The following is a 17,049-nucleotide window of genomic DNA, read 5'->3' on the forward strand; positions in this document are numbered from 1 at the left end:
TAGCCGGTGTAGCTTCTCCGCAGATTCCCCAATTGGCGGACCCTTTCAATCTCGTGGGTGCCTCGTGGCTGGCGCCCGACGCCTTATCGCCCCGTCTGCCGCTCACGTGCGGAACCGCGCCGATATTCTCATCGACGATTATCGAGAGAGGCGCAACGTTGAACATTGATCCCGCCGCCACCGCGTGGCTGTTGGCCAGTACCGCGTTGGTGCTGCTGATGACGCCCGGGTTGGCGATCTTCTACGGGGGCATGGTGCGCACCAGCGGCGTGCTCAACATGATCATGATGAGCTTCATCTCCATACCGCTGGTCACAGTGGCGTGGCTGCTGGTCGGATACAGCCTGGCGTTCTCCGGTGGCGGCGCGGGCGGATTCCTCGGCGGTCTTGCGCACGCCGGGATGCGGGGCATCGGCCCGGAGACCTTGCACGGCCAGGTTCCCGAACTGCTCTACGCCACTTTTCAGTTGACGTTCGCGATCATCACTGTCGCCCTGGTCAGCGGCGCGATCGCCGACCGCGCCAAGTTCGCGGCCTGGATGGTTTTCGTGCCCATCTGGGCGGTGGTGGTGTATTCCGTTGTGGCGCATTGGGTTTGGGCGCCTACCGGCTGGCTGTCCAAGATGGGGGTGCTCGACTACGCGGGTGGGCTGGTCGTCGAGATCGTCTCGGGTTCCTCCGCCCTCGCGTTGGCGCTGGTGCTCGGCCCGCGGATCGGCTTCAAGGTGGAGGCCATGCGCCCGCACAACCTGCCGTTCGTGCTGCTCGGCGTGGGATTGCTGTGGTTCGGCTGGTTCGGGTTCAACGCCGGTTCGGCATTGGCCGCCAGCGGGTTGGCATCCGCGATCTTCCTCAACACCTTGGTCGCCGGCTGCCTGGGCATGTTGGGATGGCTTGCGGTGGAACGGATCCGGGACGGCAAGCCGACCACCTTCGGCGCGGCCTCCGGAGTGGTCGCCGGCCTGGTGGCGATCACGCCGTCGTGCGGCACGGTGAACACGTTGGGCGCCACCGTCGTCGGGCTGATGGCCGGAATCGTCTGCTCGTTCGCGGTTGCGGTGAAGTTCAGACTCAATTACGACGACTCACTTGACGTGGTGGGCGTGCACTTCGTCGGCGGGGTCGTCGGCGTGCTGTTGATCGGGCTGCTCGCCACCGCGGTGATGACCCACGGCGCGAACGGCCTGTTCTACGGCGGCGGCCTGGGCCAACTCGGCAAGCAGGCGCTGGCGATGGTGGTGGTCGGCTTCTACGCCTTCGCGGTGAGCTACGTGCTGGCAATGTTGATCGAGCGCTTCATGGGATTCCGGGTCAGCAATGAAGACGAGGTCAGCGGAGTCGACCTCACCCAGCACGCCGAAACCGCCTATGCCGAAGGCGTTTACGGGCACCAGCAGGTGCGCCGGCCGCTGTTCGGGGGTACGGACGCGTCGCGCCCGCGTCCGAGTGAAGACGAAGAGGGCTGACCCAAGCTGCTACTAGGGCAGAGTCTGTGCCCACTGCTGGATGTCGACGGTGACGGGATCGGTGATGTCGTCGTATTCGGGATGCTTTTTCAGCACCGTGACGACCATGGAGCACAGCGGGACGATGCGCTTGCCCGCCTCACGCGTGGCTTTCAGCGCATGCTCGACAAGAATCGTCGCCAATCCTCGTCCCCCGTACGCAGGATCGGTCTCGGTGTGGTGGAAGACGCGCTGATTGCCACGATCGGCATATTCGGCGAGGCCGACGGTCTTGCCCTCCACGGCAATGGCGTAGCGCCCGTCCTCGTCGCTCACAGTGGTTTCGGCGCCGGTCTTGTCGGCAGTCATATGGGATTCCCTTCTATTTCGGTATCGATCTGGGCCGCAACCTGGTGGTCGGCATCGGCGGGGCGGGCAGCCGAGTGACCGCAGCCTGGTACCCGGAAACGGCGCCGAAGCGCTCGTCGGCGTCCTGCCACAATTGGCGATAGCTGACGATGTCGTCGTGGCTGCGACCCACGAAGTTCCACCACATCACCAGCTCCTCGGTGAACGGTGTGCCGCCGAGCAGCAGCACCCGCGCGGGCCGATCCCCGGCGTTGCGCAGGGCAAGAACAGAGTGACCCGTTCCCTGGTACCCAAGGTCGGCGACCGCCAGGGCAGTTCCGCCCATCTCTACCTCACCTACGTCGCACAGCACACCGTGTTCAAATGCGGGGTCGACGTCGATGTCCAACCGAGCGCGCGGGTCAAGGTCGATCTGGGCGCCCAGCAGCGGAGTGAACGTCGGCACCGGCGAACGACTGCCCGCCAGCTCCCCGAGGAATACCCGCGCCACCGCATTCGGCAACGAAATCGGCGCGGGCACATGGTGAGCGAAGTCGCGTCCGGTATCGCGAGCGGAATCCGGCAGCGCCACCCACAGCTGCGCACCGTGCAGCACCGTCCCGGGATCCGATCCGGCCGAGACTTCGGAGTGGCAGATGCCGGCTCCCGCCGTCATCAGGTTCAGCTCGCCGGACCGGACCATCGCATGGACACCGCCACTGTCGCGGTGCTCCACTTCCCCACTGAACAACCAACTGACGGTTTGCAGCCCCGTATGGGGATGAGGCGGAACGTCCATTCTCGCGGCGACCGGACCATAGTGGTCGACGAAGCACCAGGCGCCGACGAGCGAGCGCTGACGTTGCGGAAGGGTGCGTTGCACCCGGATCGCCCGCGGGCCGCCCAGTGGAACCTCACGGGGCTGCAGCACCTCGATACCTGCGGCCCCGGACGCGGCGCAGGCGACTTCGAGTGGCGCGGCCTCGAGGTTGCTCACCAGGCCGACGCTACGCCTTATCGGGCTTTCTACGGGGTCCTACCGCCCCGGCGGCCGCAGCACCTTCATCGCCAACCGCATGACGGGTTCGGGAACCCGGTCCTGCATCGAGAGCGCGGCATCGGCAGCGCGTGATCGCAACGGGGTGCCCCGACCGAACATCCGATTCAGTGGTCCGCCGGAGGGCTCGAGCACCACATGCAGCGGCGGCGTGTCCACCGCTGCGCCCAGCGCGTTGGAGATGACCATTCGCTGGATCTCGCTGGTGCCCTCAAAGATGGTGTACAGCTTGGCATCCCGGTACCACTTCTCCACCGGGTGGTCGGTGATGTAGCCCCAGCCGCCCATGGTCTGGATGGCACGCTCGGTGGCCTTGACGGCGACCTCGCTGGCAGCGAGCTTGGACATCGAGCCCTCCCCTCGCTCGAACGGCACTCCGTTGGCCGCCATCCAAGAGGCGCGCCAGGTCAGCAACCGGGCGGCATCAATCTGGGTGGCCAGCTCCGCCAAGGGAAATGCGATGCCCTGGTTGTCGATGATCGGACCGCCGAACGCCTCCCGCTCGGTCGCGTAGGCCGTCGCGTATTCCAGTGCGGCGCGGGCGATCCCGATGGCCTGGGCGGCGACCATCGGGCGCGTCTGTTCGAAGGTGCCCAGGGTCGCCGAGCCGGATCGTTGGCCGCCGGCTACCACTTCGCGAGCTTTCGCGAGTTTGGCCTCGAGCTTCTCCTGTCCGCCAAGCAGATTCCCGGCCGGAACCCGAACGCCGTCGAACCGCAACTCGGCAGTGTGGGACGCGCGGCAGCCCAGCTTGTTCAGTTTGCGCACCAGTTCCAGCCCGGGTGTGCCGCCCGCCACCACGAACAGCGCCTGACCGCGGTGGCCGAGTTCCTGGTCGACGACCGCGTTGACGACGTGTACGTTCGCGATTCCGCCGTTGCCGATCCACATCTTGTGTCCGTCGATGATCCAGTCGTCACCGTCGCGGCGGGCCGTGGTGCGCAGGTTGCGCACGTCGCTGCCCCCTTCCGGTTCCGAGATGGCCAGCGCCGCGAGCTTGAGATCGCCTGGCGTTCCGAAACATTCGGGCGCCCACTCCAGCATCTGCTCAGGTGACGCGGCCTGTCCGATCGCCGACAGCGCCAAGGCCGGCATCACAATCGCCAAACCGATGCCGGCGCAACCCCAAAACAGCTCTTCCATGAACATCGGCAACGAAATGCCAGTCGGGTCACCAATCAAGTCACGGTAGAACAGCGGGCTGTAGAACCCGCGCTGAGCGGCCTCCTCCAGCACGGGCCACGGAAACTCCTGCCGCTGGTCGTAGTCGAGCGCGACCGGGCGGATGCACTCTTCGGAGAATTCGTGCGTGCGCCGGGCGAGGTCGTGTTGCGCTGCCGTCGGCGTCAGGTCGAACGTCATGCATGCGCGGCTACCCCGTCGGATGGGTCAGCAAACTGGCGCGGCTACCAGTTCGTCAGGCCGCGGGACGCGGGCCCACCCGTACCGCCGCAAGGTGCACCACCACCGCGGCGGCCGGCGCGGCATCGCGTTCGCGGCGGGCCAGCAGCGCCGCGTTCTCGGGCAGCTCTCTGGCGTTGATCTCGCCGGCGGCGATGCGCCGCAAAACGTCGTGCGCACGGGCCAACTGCTCGCGTTTACGGTATTGCCCGCCGGGAAGTTTGACGCCGGCCCATACTCCGTACTCCTCGCGATGCTTGATCGCACGCTGGGCGCAGAGCCGCTGCTGGGCCAGCGGGCAGCGGCGCAGGCATTGGATCCGTGCCTCGGTGGCCGAGCGCTCGTACGCGCGAGCCTTCGCGGCCCCGTCCCCACAGTCGTCATCTGGATAGCCGAACCATAGTTCCGGGTTGACCGCGCAGGGATGTCCCATGTTGATCTCCTTGTCAGAGGCGAAACGTAGGCGAAATCGTATACACGAATCGGTGGGCGCTGCAAGAGAAACGTGATAGAAACGTATATCCGATGTGGAAGCGGCTGGGTTGTGTAATATCCGGTCCGTGGCCGGAGCGTGCGATGGGCCGTGAATCGGCCGGCGCGGCGCTACGAGCGTTGCGGGAGTCGCGCGACTTGTCGCTGGCGGATCTGGCGGCCGCGACCGGCGTCAGCATTATGGGCCTCAGCTATCTGGAGCGTGGCGCCCGCAAGCCGCACAAAAGCACTGTTCAAAAGGTTGAAAACGGGCTCGGGTTGCCGCCGGGCACCTACTCGCGGCTGCTGGTGGCCGCCGATCCCGACGCCGAGCTGGCGCGGATGATCGCCGCACAGCCACCGGAGCTACTTGCCACAAGAGTTCCGAACACGGTCGTCGTGGACCGCAAGAGCGACACAGAAGTGCTCGAAGGTTACGCCGAAGCCCAGCTCGATGCCATTAGATCGGTGATCGCTCGACTACCGGCGACGACGTCAAACGAATATGAGACGTATATTCTCTCTGTGATCGCCCAGTGTGTGAAGGCCGAACTGCTGGCGGCCAGCTCCTGGCGGGTGGCGGTGAATGCCGGAGCCGACTCCACCGGTCGGCTGATGGAACACCTGCAGCAGCTCGAGTCGACGCGCAGCGCGCTCTTGGAACGGATGCCCGCCAGCTTGAGCGCGCGGTTCGATCGCGCGTGCGCGCGGTCGGCATTGCCGGAGACGATCATCGCCGCACTGTTGGGCGTCGGCAGTGACGAAGTCTGGGACATCCGAAACCGGGGAGCCATCCCGCCCGGTGCACTCCCCCGCGTTCGGGCGTTCACCGATGCCATCGAGGCCGGGGGCTCCAATGGTTCAGAGTGAGATCGACGCGTTGAGCCGGGCCCACCAACTGTTTGCCGGCGGCACGGGGCACGTCGCGGCGGATGCCGGCACGGCACACTACCCGGACCTGCTGCAACGAGTCGCCGGGGTGAATGCCGATGTGGCACAAGGCCGCTACCGACAGGCGGCGCATCGTAGCCGGGAGGCTGTGCTATCGGCGGCACGAACAGACGGCGCGATCACCGCCGTGCTGGCCGGGGCCCACCGGGACCGACTGCGGGCATACCAGCTCACCAAGAGTGTGCTCGACGAGGCTCGCGCCGATGCCGGCTCGCCCGCCACGCCGCTGGCCCAGCGGGAGGCGATACGACGTCGCGTTGCGCGGTTGCGAGCTCAGCGCGCACATGTGTTGGCGGCGCGGGGGCGGGCGCGGCGGCATGCGGCGGCATTGCGGGCGTTGCGGTACCGGCTGTCGCACCATCGCGGCTCCGGGTTGCGGCTGCCGTCAGCGAGCGGCAGGGCAGCAGTGGCGGTGCGCGCGGCGCTGTCGCGGCTGGGCCGCCCTTATGTGTGGGGCGCGACCGGGCCCAACCAGTTCGACTGCTCGGGCTTGGTGCAATGGGCCTACGCACAAGCCGGCATCCGCCTGGACCGCACCACGTATCAACAGATCAACGACGGAATTGCGGTGCCGCGCACGCAAGTACGGCCCGGCGATCTCGTCTTTCCCCACGCGGGACACGTGCAGATGGCCATCGGCAACAATCTGGTCGTCGAAGCCCCCTACTCGGGTGCATCGGTGCGGATCAGCCGGTTGGGCAATCACGTGCAGATTCGCCGGCCGGTTTGAGGAGGTTGAACCATGGCGGAGCAGACTGAACCTTCGATAGCCGCGATACAGGCAAAACAGGCCGGGCTGGCGAGCCGGCACAATGCCATCGCCGACGCCGACCGGGTGCTGACGGAGGCACTTGGCAGCGCTCATGCCGAGATGCGTGAGAGCATGCATCGACTCGATGCGATCGCAGCCGAAATCGAGCGTGTTGTGTCAGACCAGTCCGCTGTCGACACCCCATTGGGCGCCCGCGAGTTGCAACGGTTCCTGCTCGTCAAAGAACGGGAGATCGCTGCGGTCGTCACGCACGCCTGCGAGCTGGCTCAGGCGAAAAGCGCTGTGCTGCAGGAGTTGCGAGAACAATACGCAGCCGGGGCGCCTCAGTAGAGGGGCGCATGGCGAACACGTACGGCTTCATCCACGCGGGCAGAAATTTCCGAGGATGAACCGGCAGTTGTCTTTGTTGATGAGACCCGGGGGCGGTGGCGGAGGAGGCGGCGGCGGAACTTCTCCCTCAAAGATGTTCTGCGCAACATTGCCCTGCCCGAAGTACACGTACCAGTAGGTGTGGCAGACGTTGTTATCCCAAATCACCGGGTTCACCCGAAGGTTGCCGGTCTGGACCGGAGGATCACCCGGGCACCAGTGACATGGCCCTGCCGGATGGTCTTCCGGACAGCCGGGCCAGGCACCCAGCGGTACCGGACCAGGTCTGGCGTCGGCTGTTCCCCCGGTCAACCCAAAGCCCAACAGCACCAGGCCGACTGACAGCAGTGCTTTCTCGAGAATCGGTTTGATGGTGCGGATGGTGTGCATGGTGGTTCCTCGCTGGCGTCGGCCGTAGGTTACTGCCGATCCCTTGCGAAATTCTTGCGCGCCGAACCGCGGAAGGTGAATTGTCGCCGTGCGGCGGCCTGCGTACCGTCACCCCGCATGAAGGGCTCGCGACGGCAGCCACAACCGGCGACAACGCGCTCGGTGTAGCCGATGTCCACGTGGGAAGATCTTGTCGCAGCGCTGGCGCGCGTCCGCGCGACCACCGGCGACCCCGAGGCATGGAAGACCGGCTTGACGCCGGACGAGGTGAAGGCTGTCGTCATGCCCTTCGCCAGTCAGCAACAACTCGAAGCGATCCTGGCCAAGGTCCGGCGCCAGCATCCGGAGCTGTTCAATGTCGGACCGGGTGCGCCTGCGGGCGGACCACCGTCGGATCGAGCTGACGGTGACGCCGCCGAAGCCATAGCCCGGGCCGAAGCTGCTCTGGCACACCAGAATTCGGCCAGCTCCCAACTCGACCTGCAAGTGATTTCGGCAATCCTGAACGCCCACCTCAAGGCTGTCGACGGCGGGGCGGAGCTGACCAAGTTGCAGCAAGAGGTCGAGTCAGCGCTGCGCGCACGATCGGATCTGGACACTCCCGCGGGGGCGCGCGACTTTCAGCGGTTCCTCATCGGCAAGCTGCGCGATATCCGGGCCGTGGTCGCCGATGCGAGCCTTGACGACACGTCGAAGTCCGCCCTGATGGCTGCGTGGACATCGCTGTACAACGCGTCCAAAACTGGACCCAGCGGTGCGGGCGAGGGGCGACCGCCCGTCACCGCACCTGTTCCCGCAAGTGGGGTCACCGACGACGGATCCGATCCGTACCTGGATGCGCTGCTGGCCGACGATCCCGGCTCGCTGACCGGGGAGTCGCTGGGGCCGGCTGCCACGGCGGCCCCAGCAGCAGCCGGGATGCCGATGACTCCCGCCTTACCCGGCATGCCGAACCTTGGCGGAGCAGCGATACCCGGCGGCGGCGTCCCGACGTCCCTTCCCGGTTTGGGGCTGCCGCTCTCCGGGGCGACGAGGGGCGGCGCAATCGATCCGGCGTTCCGAGACTGGGAAGACGAATCGCACGGACCGTCCGAAGAGCCGACGGACCATGACGGCCCCGACGAGCCCCACGTTAAGGACGGCGTCCCCGCGGACCCGCCGCCGGCGGACCCCGAACCACAGCCGGCGGGTCCGACGTCGGTGACGCTGCCCGACGGTGAAACGATCACGGCCGCCAGTCCGCAGTTGGCGGCGGCGATCAGAGCGGCGGCCGGCGGTGTTCCCATCGCAGACGCCTTTCGCCAACAGGGAATTACGATTCCCCAACCCGGGACGCCGGTTGCCCAGCCCATCGAGCCGTCGCGGGTCACACCGGGAGACATCGGCATATTCACCGATCGGCACGCGCTTGCGCTTGGCGACAGCAAGGCGATCATGGACGGCCAGATTCAGCACATCTCCACGGTGAGCGGGCCGAGCTTTCTAGGCTGGGAGCATCCGCCGGCGCCGGTCACTCAGGCACCGGGCACCGCGCCGGCGCAGACTGAACCACCGACACCAACCCGCCCGGCGGCTACGCCGGTGGGGCTGGCCAGGGCACAATAGTGAGCCCGCCGGTCTCACCACCGGCGCTTGAGTAGGAGACAACGGATGGCAGATCAAGTCCACGTGGAGCCCGCGCATTTGCGTGAAGCAGCGGCGCATCACGAGCAGATCTCCGACTATCTGCGGACCGTGCCGTCGTCGCACCCTGCGATCCAGGAGAGCCTGGACTCACTCGGGCCGATCTTCGGCGAGCTTCGCGACGCCGGACGCGAACTGCTCGAGCTGAGACGGCAGTGCTACGAGCAACAGGCCGATGACCACGCCGACATGGCGCGCAACCTGAGGATCACGGCGACGGCATGGGACCAGCATGAACACCAAGCGGCACGCAACCTCGGCGGAGTCGCCGACGGCGGTCGATGACGGACGCCAACCCCGCCTTCGACACCGTTCACCCGAGCGGACACATCCTGGTCCGTTCGTGCCGCGGGGGATACCTGCACAGCGTCGCCCTGAGCGCCGAGGCGATGGACACCGAGGCGTCAAACCTGGCCCAAGGCATCCTGCTCACGGCGGACGTGTCCTGCCTCAAGGCGTTGCTGGAAGTGCGGGACGAGATCGTGGCGGCCGGACATACCCCGTCTCCGGAGGTTCCGACCCCGCACGATCTCGACGCGGCGATCGAGAAACTACTGGCGCATCGGTTGCGCCGGCGCGGCAGCTGAAGTTCAAACCAACCAGGTCTTGGCGGCGTCAGGATCGGGAGCGATATCTTCGGGTGGCTGAATCGGGTTGGCGCCGAACAACTCTCGGGCGCGGCCGAGCAGCGCACGCACCTCGTCGAGTTGCTGCTGCAGCGCAGAATCAGCCATGTCCCCACGCTACCCATGCCGTGATGGCCGCACAATTCAGCGTCTGCGCACGTCGCGGGAGGATGCCGGTACGCTTGCCCGGTGGCAATGTTCGGTCGGATGTCAGCGCGCCAGCGTCTCCGGAGAGCGGCGGAGGAATCCCTGACGATTCCGGCATTCAGCTCTCCCATCGATTGCACCCCGTGGGTGATAGGTGGGCTCTGGCCGGCCGAACTGTCGACGATCACCCCCGAAAACGCTACGCTCGCAGATCATCTCAGGGACGACCTGCAGCGGATCGCCCTGCGCGCCAACGATCAGCTCAAGCTGATGAGACGAGCCGGGATGGCCGATCCAGTTCGGCAGGCACAAGAGGCCAGGGTGGTCGAGCAGGCCCGTGCCCGCGCTGTGCGACGGGTCGAGTCGGTACTTCGCCAGCTGCAGCCGATGACGGCTCGGCCGTCGGCCCGGCACGCCAGAGCGCCGGCCAGACGGGACCTGGTCGCGATAGACCCGAGAGATATGGACAAGACGCAGGTCATACCCGCTGTAAGGGACGCGGCACCGCCCGGCGCGGCGGCGGCAGACACCGTTAGTCCTGATGTGGTGCGGGTGGACGGCCAGCACCATGACGCAACGGTCGGCGCACCGATGCGGGAACCTGTCGTCGAAACCCCGGCGGTAGCGCCCGCGCCGCAGCCGGAACCGCCATTGCAAGCCCCAGTGCCCACGGCTCCCACCGAAACCGATAGCGAACGATTGCAGCGGCTGCTTGCGTTCGTGGTCCGTCAGGAACCCAAGCTGAACTGGACCGTCGGCGACTGCGCGGATGGCACAACGGTGCTGGTCACCGACCTTGCGCACGGCTGGATACCCGCGCGCATCGGCATTCCCGAAGAGGTGCGCTTGCTGATGCCTGAACGGCGCACTGGCAAAGCCTCGACAATGCTGGGCGACACATTGCGCCTGGTGACGTATGCACCCGGCGATTCGTTGGACTGGTCGGCCGAATTCGCCGAGACGCCGACGTCGGTGCAACCCCGCGAACTGCCCGCCATCGATGACCTGGGATGGGACTTGAGCCAAGCCACCCACTGGCGCGATGGCGTGCCCCGGATGGTGCATACCTTGGCGAGAGCCGCTGCGGCGGGAACCGGCGTCGTCGACGACGAAGTCGACCTGCTGCGAGTGCATCTCGACACCGCGCATCAGCAACTGCTGAACCAATATCCGGATGTCGAGACCGCGCATTTGCAGAATTGTCTGCTGCTGGCCGCCACCGAGGGATTCGTCACCGGCGACCGGATATCCGCCAACTATCACCTGTCCTGGTTCCAGAAACTCAATGCCCCGCCGGCCAGCCGGTGGGAGACCACGTCGTGAGCCTTGCGGCGAGACCCGAACCTTGAATTGACGCTGGTGGGAGGGGTCGACATACTGTCATCGTGTCGGGGTCGGACAGTCGCAGCAGCGAGCTGAGTGACCTGAAGGACAAAGATCTCGTCGAATCGGTTCTGCGTGAGCTGAGCGAAGCGGCGGACAAGTGGGAAGCCCTTGTCGCGCAGGCCGAAACCGTCACATACAGCGTTGATCTAGGCGATATTCATGCCGTCGCGAATTCTGACGGCCGATTGCTCAAATTGACGCTGCATCCGGACGTGATGACCGGATACGCACATGGAGAACTGACCGACAGGCTGAACCTCGCGATCGCAGCGTTGCGCGACGAGGCAGAAGCCGAGAACCAAGCCAGGTACGGCGGCCAGTTGCGCTGACGCCGGTGGCGATGCGGCACGGAAGTGTGCCTGGGCTGCCGGACGAATGATCCTGCCGAAAGGGAAAGGGGAATTTTAGTGCCACTAAATCTGTCCAACCGGGACCAGAATTCGGGGCACCTGTTCTACAACCGGCGGTTGCGCGCTGCGATCACAAGGTTCTCAGTGCGCATGAAGCACGACGACCGCAAACAGCAAGCGGCAGTGGCACTCTCAATCGTGCTCGTGGTCATCGGCGTCGGCTGGATGGCGCTACTGCATATCATGAAGCCCGCTGGTTTGATCGCCGAATCGGCGATCATCGGTGATCGCGACACCGGCGCGGTGTACGCGAAGATAAACGGGCGCCTCTACCCCGCGCTGAACCTGACCTCCGCACGGTTGGCGGTGGGCAATACGGCCACCCCAGCCTGGGTCAAGGCGGGCGAGATCGCCAAATACCCCACCGGACCGACGATCGGCATTCCCGGGGCGCCGGACAGCCTGCCGATCACGTCGAGCGCCGTGTCGGCGTGGTCGGTGTGCGACACCGCGGCCAACCGCGGCGCCACCCAGGCCGGCGGGACGGCTGCGGTGGTGACAGCGATCGCGGGCCAGCTCTCGCCGTTCGGACGGGCCGCAGCCATGAGCCCCACCCAGGCGATCCTGGCCACCCATCGGGGTGCGACCTACGTGATCTGGCGTGGCCAGCGATCCCGGGTCGACCCGACCGAGCGGGCGGTGACTTTCAATCTCGGTCTCGATCCCGGGGTTACCTATCCGATCGAAATCTCCAACGCCCTCTTCGACGCGATGCCGGCAACGGAACCTCTTGTATTACCGGCTATTCCGGATGCCGGCGCACAATCGCAATGGCTAACCGGGACGTCGGTGGGCAGCGTTCTGGAGACCCGCGACGCGAACGGGGCCGTGAACGGCTTCTACGTGCTGCTGCCCGGCGGCGTGCAGAAGATCAGCAGCTTCGTCGCGGACCTGTTGCGCGCCGGGGATTCGCATGGCTCGACGACGCCGACGCTGGTCGCGCCGGACAAGCTGATACACATTCCGGTAGTCGATGTCCTCAACGTCGATTACTACCCGTCCGGAAAGCTGGATTTCATTGATACGTCGGCGAATCCGGTGACATGCGTAGGGTGGGAGAAACAAGCCGGCGACCCTCAGGCGCGGATCGCTGTCTTCAGCGGGCGCGGTCTGCCGGTACCGATGAGCATGGATTCGCACTTGGTGCAGCTGGTTCGTGACGACCGCCATCCCGATTCCGTGGAGGCCAACCAGACGCTGGTGTTGCCGGGGGCGGCGAACTTCGTCGCGACGACGAGCGGTGTGGTCGCGACCGGCAGTCGGGAGAGCTTGTATTGGCTTTCGCCGCAAGGGGTTCGGTATGGCATTCAACAGGATCAACGCACGCTGCAGGCGCTGGGGATAAATCCACACTCTGCCGTGCAAGCGCCGTGGCCCATAGTCCGCACGTTTGCGACGGGACCGGCGATCAGCCGTGACGCCGCGCTGGTAGCCCGCGACGCCCTTCCCGGTGGTGGTGTGGTGGCACCCATTTCCGGGTCCAACGAGAACATCGGGGGTTAGGCATGTCCAAACAAGGGTTCGTCCGGGCTGCCCGCAAGCCGGCGCCGACCATTCCGCCGGTGCGAATCGCGATCGGCGCGCCGATGGCGCTGCCCGAACGCGAGCCACGAAACATTCTGTTGATGATCGCGCTGCCGGCGCTGCTGGTCGGCATCATCGGCACGCTGGTGGTGATGTACGCGTCGGGGATCCGATCCCTGCAGTCCGGGTTCTTCCCGATGATCGGCCTGGTGGGGTTCGGCACGCTCATGTTCAGCGGACGCTTCGGACGGGCACGCCGGATCAGTTGGGGCGAACAAGAAAAGCAACGCCGCAGCTACCTGCGCCAACTCGACGAGGACCGCGACGAGGTGCAGCGCGCCGCCCAAGAGCAGCGCGATGGCCAGCTGTTCGTCCACGCTGATCCGCAGCGATTGGACACCGTCATCGGCGGACCGCGGATGTGGGAACGGCGGCCCAGCGACCCCGACTTCCTCGACGTCCGCCTCGGGATCGGCGTGCAGCAGGCCAACGAGTCGGCGGTTTCGCTGCAATGGCCGGACGTTCCCGTCGGCGAAGAACTTGAGCCGGTAACCGGCGGCGCGCTAAGGGATTTCATTCTGGAGCAGAGCAAGATTCGCGGTATTGGCAAGGTACTGAGCCTGCGGTCAAGCCCGGGCTTCAGCTTCATCGGCGCAGAGCCCGGTGAGCTGCACAGCCTGATGCGGTCCGTACTGTCTTCGCTTGCCGTCTACCACAGCCCCAACGACCTCAAGGTGATGGTGGTCACCCGCCATCCCGAATTCTGGTCGTGGTTGGTATGGCTGCCACACAATCAGCACGACGAGATGTTCGACGCATGTGGACTGCGACGGTTGGTGTTTGCGTCTCCGGCGGAGCTGGAAGAAGCACTCGACGCCGAGTTGCATCGCAAGGGCCGCGGACCGTGGACGCCACCGGTCGGGGCCAGCCCGACGTCGATGCCGTCGCCCGTGGAATCGCTCGGCGGCCCAGCGCTAGGCCCGCATTGGGTGATCGTGGACGACAATGTCGGCACGCCCGAGCAATGGGAGGGCGTCACCGGGCAGAAGGGCATGGCCGGAATCACGGTGTTGCGGTTGGCGACTCGGGAGGGCATCGGCGTCGGGTTCGACGACAAGCAGCGGTTTGCGCTGCGCGAGGGCCGGCTCACGCATCGCGAAACGTTCTACGCCGTGGCGGATATGCTCGCCGAGAGCACCGCCAACAGGTATGCGCGGGCGCTTGCCCGCTGGTCCCCGATGAGCGCTGCGGATCTGTCCGAAACCGACAGCCAGGGCGGTGAGCTACTGCGCGCGCTGGGTATCGCCGACCCTCGAGAACTCGACGTCGACAGGCTCTGGTCCGACAGCCGTGGCCGCGGCGACCACAAGTGGGCGATGGTGCCGGTCGGTGTCAAGCAAGGTGGTGAACTGCAGCATGTGATTCTGCGCGCCAAGGACTTTGGTGGTTACGGCTTTCACTCCGTGGTGATCGGCACATCTGGCTCGGGTAAGTCGGAATACTTCTTGTCATTGTGCAGCGGGATCGCGCTGACGCACTCACCGGAGACCGTCATCGTGATCTTCGTCGACATGAAGTTCGAGTCGGCGGCCCAAGACTTGCAGGGATTTCCGCACGTCGCCGGTTCACTGTCCAACCTGGGCAAGGACGACCGTCATCTGGCCGAGCGGATGCGAAAGGCGATCAACGGCGAGATAGCCAGGCGCTATCGGCTTTTCAAGGATGCCGGAGCGCGAGACGCCAACGAGTACGAGGAGATGCGGCTCGCCGGACGGGATCTGGAGCCGGTGCCGATTCTGCTGGTCATCATCGACGAGTACCTCGAACTGTTCATTCACCACCCGGAGTGGATCGATCTCGTGATTCACATCGGACAAGAGGGCCGAGGCTGCAACGTTTTCTTCACACTGGGCGGCCAGCGACTGGATCTCTCGTCGCTCAGCAAAGTCAAGAGCAACATTGCTTTTCGGGTTGCGCTACGTGCGGAAACCGCAGAGGACTCGCGGGACGTCATCGGTAGTGACTCGGCGTTGCATCTGCCATCCAAAGAGAACGGCTACGCGTTGCTCAAAGTCGGTCCGCGCGACCTCGAGCAATTCCGGTGCTTCTACGTGTCGGCTCCCTTCGTGGTGCCGAAGCGCGCCGCCAACGTGAACAAGACTGTGGCGGTGAGCTTTTCCCAACCACGCTCGTACACCTGGGCATACCAGCCGCTGAGCGAATCCGACAGCGCCGCTCTGGCGGTGGCGGATCAACCCGAGGAACCCGATGAGTTTCTCTTCCATCCTGACGGGTTCCGGAAGAAGAAGCTGGTCGACGTGATTCGCGAGTCGCTGGTCTCGCACCCGGCACGGCCGCCTCATCAGATATGGCTGCCGCCTTTGGAAGTCAGCGAGCCGGTGGACGCGCTGGTGGCGCGGTGGCGCGACAAGCCCTGGAATGTCGACTACGGCGAGAACCCGGGCCTGGTGTTCCCTGTTGGAATTGTGGACATTCCTGACGAGCACGCCCAGCGAGTGCACGCAATCGACGCGGAGATGGACAACGTCATGGTGGTGGCCACCGCTCAGCGCGGCAAGTCCACCACGTTGATGACGTTGATGACTTCGGCGGCGTTGATGTATCGCCCCGAGCGGGTGACGTTCTTCTGCATCGGGGCCTCGCTGTACCCGGTCGAAGAGTTGCCGCATGTGGCGTCCGTGGTGAGCCAGACCGACCGCGAGGGGGTGTCGCGGACGATCGCTTCGATGGAGGGATTGGTTCTCGCGCGGGAGGCGTCGTTCAAGCGGTATCAGATCGACATTTCCGAATTCCGCGATCGCCGCTTCGGCACGGGCGGTGCCGGCCCGACCGATCCCGACGACAAATTCGGCGACGTATTCCTTGTCGTCGACAATTTCACCGACCTCTACGAGAAGGACGTTGCGACCGGAGACCGTCTGATCGCGATCGCCCGCCAGGGCCTGTCCTACGGGGTGCACATCATGACCAGCGCCACGGCGTGGCTGGTGGGCCAGAAGCAGCAGCTGGTCAACGTGTCGAATGCACGCATTCAGCTGCGGCTGAGCAACCCGGACGAAACGCAGATGGGCGAAGGATTCGAACGCCGAAAAGCGGCCCGAAACACGTTGGACAGGCCCGGGTTCGGGGTCACCCGCGACGGCTATGAGCTGCTGGTGGGGGTGCCCGAGATCACCGCGAGCAACGGTGCGCGCGTGACCACCCGGGAGCTCGGCCCTCTGATCGGCGGTCTGACCGGCGCCGGCCGGGTGGAGCGGCTGGCACGGTTGCCCGAGCGGATCGAGCTCAGCCAGGTGATTGCCGAATTCGCAGATACCGCAGACGCCACTGCCGCCGCCGATCCGCTGAACATCCCGTTCGCGATCGGCGAAAGTGCGTTGCAGCCGGTGGCTTTGCCCGCCCGGATGGTGCCCAACCTGCTGGTGCTGGGCCGCCAGCTGTGCGGGAAGACAACGGCGTTGGCCGCCCTCGGGCAGGCGATCGTCAGTCGCTTCACCCCCGAGCAGGCACAAATCAGCATCATCGACCCCAAGACATCGCTCATCGGCAAGATCCAGGCTCCGCATGTGCGTGCGTACGCCTATACCGAAGACGACATCGACGGGGTGATCGAAGGGTTGGCGCAGATCATGCGAGACCGCCTGCCACCGTCGGGCTTGAGTCAGGAAGAACTGCTGAGCCGGGGCACCTGGCAGGGCCCGCACCATTTCCTGCTGATCGACGACGAGCAGGAGCTGCGACCGCACGGCGTGATCGGCAAGAACGCTGCCACGGCGCCGTTGTGGGGACTGATCGAACGCAGTCGGGAGATCGGTCTGCACGTGATCGTCTCGCGGCTGCCAGGGAACTGGGCGGGGGTGTCGGTGACGAACCCGTTCCTGCAGAAGATGACCAGTTCGCGCGCCCCCACGTTGTTCATGGACAACGATCCCGCAGCGGTGAAGGTCTTCGGCCGGATAAGCGCGCAGCAACTGCCGCCCGGCCGCGGCCTGCTGGTCACCACCGACGGCGCGATCGAAGGAGTGCTGGTCGGAGTGCCGGAATAGGA

Annotated in this window: 17 protein-coding genes; 11 read left to right on the top strand and 6 right to left on the bottom strand. The window is 65.7% G+C overall.

All coding sequences use genetic code 11. The features are described from left to right. Nucleotides 1-158: 158 nt before the first annotated feature. The gene (locus A9W99_RS10220) at nucleotides 159-1,466 is read left to right on the top strand and encodes an ammonium transporter (protein ID WP_067376569.1); all 1,308 of its coding nucleotides are present in this window, start codon (nucleotides 159-161) and stop codon (nucleotides 1,464-1,466) included. 12 nt (nucleotides 1,467-1,478) lie between these two features. Here A9W99_RS10220 and A9W99_RS10225 read toward each other — a convergent pair whose 3' ends face one another. The 4 genes from A9W99_RS10225 to A9W99_RS10240 are packed head-to-tail and all read right to left on the bottom strand — an operon-like array spanning nucleotide 1,479 to nucleotide 4,684. Next, on the bottom strand, nucleotides 1,479-1,814 hold the full coding sequence (locus A9W99_RS10225; protein ID WP_067376451.1) for a GNAT family N-acetyltransferase: 336 nt from the start codon (nucleotides 1,812-1,814) through the stop codon (nucleotides 1,479-1,481). A gap of 13 nt (nucleotides 1,815-1,827) precedes the next feature. After that, complete coding sequence (locus A9W99_RS10230; RefSeq protein ID WP_067376454.1) at nucleotides 1,828-2,790, bottom strand: pirin family protein; 963 nt, start codon at nucleotides 2,788-2,790, stop codon at nucleotides 1,828-1,830. A gap of 39 nt (nucleotides 2,791-2,829) precedes the next feature. Further along, on the bottom strand, nucleotides 2,830-4,212 hold the full coding sequence (locus A9W99_RS10235; RefSeq protein WP_067376457.1) for an acyl-CoA dehydrogenase family protein: 1,383 nt from the start codon (nucleotides 4,210-4,212) through the stop codon (nucleotides 2,830-2,832). Nucleotides 4,213-4,267: 55 nt separating this feature from the next. Next, nucleotides 4,268-4,684: a WhiB family transcriptional regulator gene (locus A9W99_RS10240; protein ID WP_067376460.1), complete on the bottom strand. Its 417-nt coding sequence runs from the start codon at nucleotides 4,682-4,684 to the stop codon at nucleotides 4,268-4,270. A 143-nt stretch (nucleotides 4,685-4,827) separates the two neighbouring features. On the opposite strand from A9W99_RS10240, the gene A9W99_RS10245 reads away from it, so the two are divergent. Genes A9W99_RS10245 through A9W99_RS10255 form a run of 3 tightly spaced genes read left to right on the top strand, consistent with a single transcriptional unit; the run spans nucleotide 4,828 to nucleotide 6,775 of the window. Next, a complete protein-coding gene (locus A9W99_RS10245; RefSeq protein WP_067376462.1) occupies nucleotides 4,828-5,592 on the top strand; it encodes a helix-turn-helix domain-containing protein in 765 nt (254 codons plus the stop codon). After that, nucleotides 5,579-6,403 (top strand): C40 family peptidase, encoded by an 825-nt coding sequence (locus tag A9W99_RS10250; RefSeq protein WP_067376465.1) that lies wholly within the window; start codon nucleotides 5,579-5,581, stop codon nucleotides 6,401-6,403. Before A9W99_RS10245 ends, A9W99_RS10250 begins: the two co-directional genes overlap by 14 nt. 12 nt (nucleotides 6,404-6,415) lie before the next feature. Further along, nucleotides 6,416-6,775, top strand: coding sequence for a DUF4226 domain-containing protein (locus tag A9W99_RS10255; protein WP_067376469.1), 360 nt, complete (start codon nucleotides 6,416-6,418; stop codon nucleotides 6,773-6,775). A 27-nt stretch (nucleotides 6,776-6,802) separates the two neighbouring features. On the opposite strand, the gene A9W99_RS10260 is transcribed toward A9W99_RS10255, so the two are convergent. Continuing rightward, entirely contained in the window at nucleotides 6,803-7,204 is a 402-nt protein-coding gene (locus tag A9W99_RS10260; RefSeq protein WP_067376471.1) for a hypothetical protein, read from the bottom strand. A gap of 171 nt (nucleotides 7,205-7,375) precedes the next feature. Between A9W99_RS10260 and A9W99_RS10265 the strand changes: the two genes are divergently transcribed. From A9W99_RS10265 to A9W99_RS10275, 3 genes are read left to right on the top strand one after another with little or no spacing between them, the layout of a single operon-like run. Continuing rightward, a complete protein-coding gene (locus A9W99_RS10265) occupies nucleotides 7,376-8,809 on the top strand; it encodes a DUF4226 domain-containing protein (protein ID WP_067376474.1) in 1,434 nt (477 codons plus the stop codon). A 45-nt stretch (nucleotides 8,810-8,854) separates the two neighbouring features. Beyond that, nucleotides 8,855-9,172 (top strand): ESX-1 secretion-associated protein, encoded by a 318-nt coding sequence (locus tag A9W99_RS10270; protein ID WP_067376477.1) that lies wholly within the window; start codon nucleotides 8,855-8,857, stop codon nucleotides 9,170-9,172. Further along, the gene (locus A9W99_RS10275; RefSeq protein WP_067376480.1) at nucleotides 9,169-9,474 is read left to right on the top strand and encodes a DUF2694 family protein; all 306 of its coding nucleotides are present in this window, start codon (nucleotides 9,169-9,171) and stop codon (nucleotides 9,472-9,474) included. The genes A9W99_RS10270 and A9W99_RS10275 overlap by 4 nt, the downstream gene beginning before the upstream one ends. A 3-nt stretch (nucleotides 9,475-9,477) precedes the next feature. Here the strand turns inward: A9W99_RS10275 and A9W99_RS26805 are convergent, their stop codons facing one another. Beyond that, nucleotides 9,478-9,621 carry a hypothetical protein gene (locus tag A9W99_RS26805; RefSeq protein WP_172828844.1) on the bottom strand — a complete coding sequence of 48 codons (144 nt, stop codon included), beginning with the start codon at nucleotides 9,619-9,621 and terminating at the stop codon, nucleotides 9,478-9,480. A gap of 81 nt (nucleotides 9,622-9,702) precedes the next feature. Between A9W99_RS26805 and A9W99_RS10280 the strand changes: the two genes are divergently transcribed. The 4 genes from A9W99_RS10280 to eccCa all read left to right on the top strand — a co-directional run bounded on the left by A9W99_RS10280 (nucleotide 9,703) and on the right by eccCa (nucleotide 17,047). After that, nucleotides 9,703-10,983, top strand: coding sequence for a DUF5631 domain-containing protein (locus A9W99_RS10280; protein ID WP_067376482.1), 1,281 nt, complete (start codon nucleotides 9,703-9,705; stop codon nucleotides 10,981-10,983). Nucleotides 10,984-11,042: 59 nt separating this feature from the next. Next, nucleotides 11,043-11,375 carry a DUF2710 family protein gene (locus tag A9W99_RS10285; RefSeq protein ID WP_156623041.1) on the top strand — a complete coding sequence of 111 codons (333 nt, stop codon included), beginning with the start codon at nucleotides 11,043-11,045 and terminating at the stop codon, nucleotides 11,373-11,375. Nucleotides 11,376-11,453: 78 nt separating this feature from the next. Next, nucleotides 11,454-12,959, top strand: coding sequence for a type VII secretion protein EccB (gene eccB, locus A9W99_RS10290; protein WP_067376488.1), 1,506 nt, complete (start codon nucleotides 11,454-11,456; stop codon nucleotides 12,957-12,959). A gap of 2 nt (nucleotides 12,960-12,961) precedes the next feature. Then, entirely contained in the window at nucleotides 12,962-17,047 is a 4,086-nt protein-coding gene (gene eccCa, locus A9W99_RS10295; RefSeq protein ID WP_067376491.1) for a type VII secretion protein EccCa, read from the top strand. Nucleotides 17,048-17,049 lie beyond the last annotated feature (2 nt).

The sequence above is a fragment of the Mycobacterium sp. 1164966.3 genome (genome assembly GCF_001665395.1).
GTDB lineage: Bacteria > Actinomycetota > Actinomycetes > Mycobacteriales > Mycobacteriaceae > Mycobacterium.

Bases quoted from the DNA above. Each gene is read 5' to 3' on its own strand.
- A9W99_RS10270 (WP_067376477.1), top strand. From the start codon at position 8,855: ATGGCAGATCAAGTCCACGTGGAGCCCGCGCATTTGCGTGAAGCAGCG.
- A9W99_RS10260 (WP_067376471.1), bottom strand. From the start codon at position 7,204: ATGCACACCATCCGCACCATCAAACCGATTCTCGAGAAAGCACTGCTG.
- A9W99_RS26805 (WP_172828844.1), bottom strand. From the start codon at position 9,621: ATGGCTGATTCTGCGCTGCAGCAGCAACTCGACGAGGTGCGTGCGCTG.
- A9W99_RS10275 (WP_067376480.1), top strand. From the start codon at position 9,169: ATGACGGACGCCAACCCCGCCTTCGACACCGTTCACCCGAGCGGACAC.
- A9W99_RS10250 (WP_067376465.1), top strand. From the start codon at position 5,579: ATGGTTCAGAGTGAGATCGACGCGTTGAGCCGGGCCCACCAACTGTTT.
- A9W99_RS10235 (WP_067376457.1), bottom strand. From the start codon at position 4,212: ATGACGTTCGACCTGACGCCGACGGCAGCGCAACACGACCTCGCCCGG.
- A9W99_RS10265 (WP_067376474.1), top strand. From the start codon at position 7,376: ATGTCCACGTGGGAAGATCTTGTCGCAGCGCTGGCGCGCGTCCGCGCG.
- A9W99_RS10225 (WP_067376451.1), bottom strand. From the start codon at position 1,814: ATGACTGCCGACAAGACCGGCGCCGAAACCACTGTGAGCGACGAGGAC.
- A9W99_RS10245 (WP_067376462.1), top strand. From the start codon at position 4,828: ATGGGCCGTGAATCGGCCGGCGCGGCGCTACGAGCGTTGCGGGAGTCG.
- eccCa (WP_067376491.1), top strand. From the start codon at position 12,962: ATGTCCAAACAAGGGTTCGTCCGGGCTGCCCGCAAGCCGGCGCCGACC.
- A9W99_RS10255 (WP_067376469.1), top strand. From the start codon at position 6,416: ATGGCGGAGCAGACTGAACCTTCGATAGCCGCGATACAGGCAAAACAG.
- A9W99_RS10240 (WP_067376460.1), bottom strand. From the start codon at position 4,684: ATGGGACATCCCTGCGCGGTCAACCCGGAACTATGGTTCGGCTATCCA.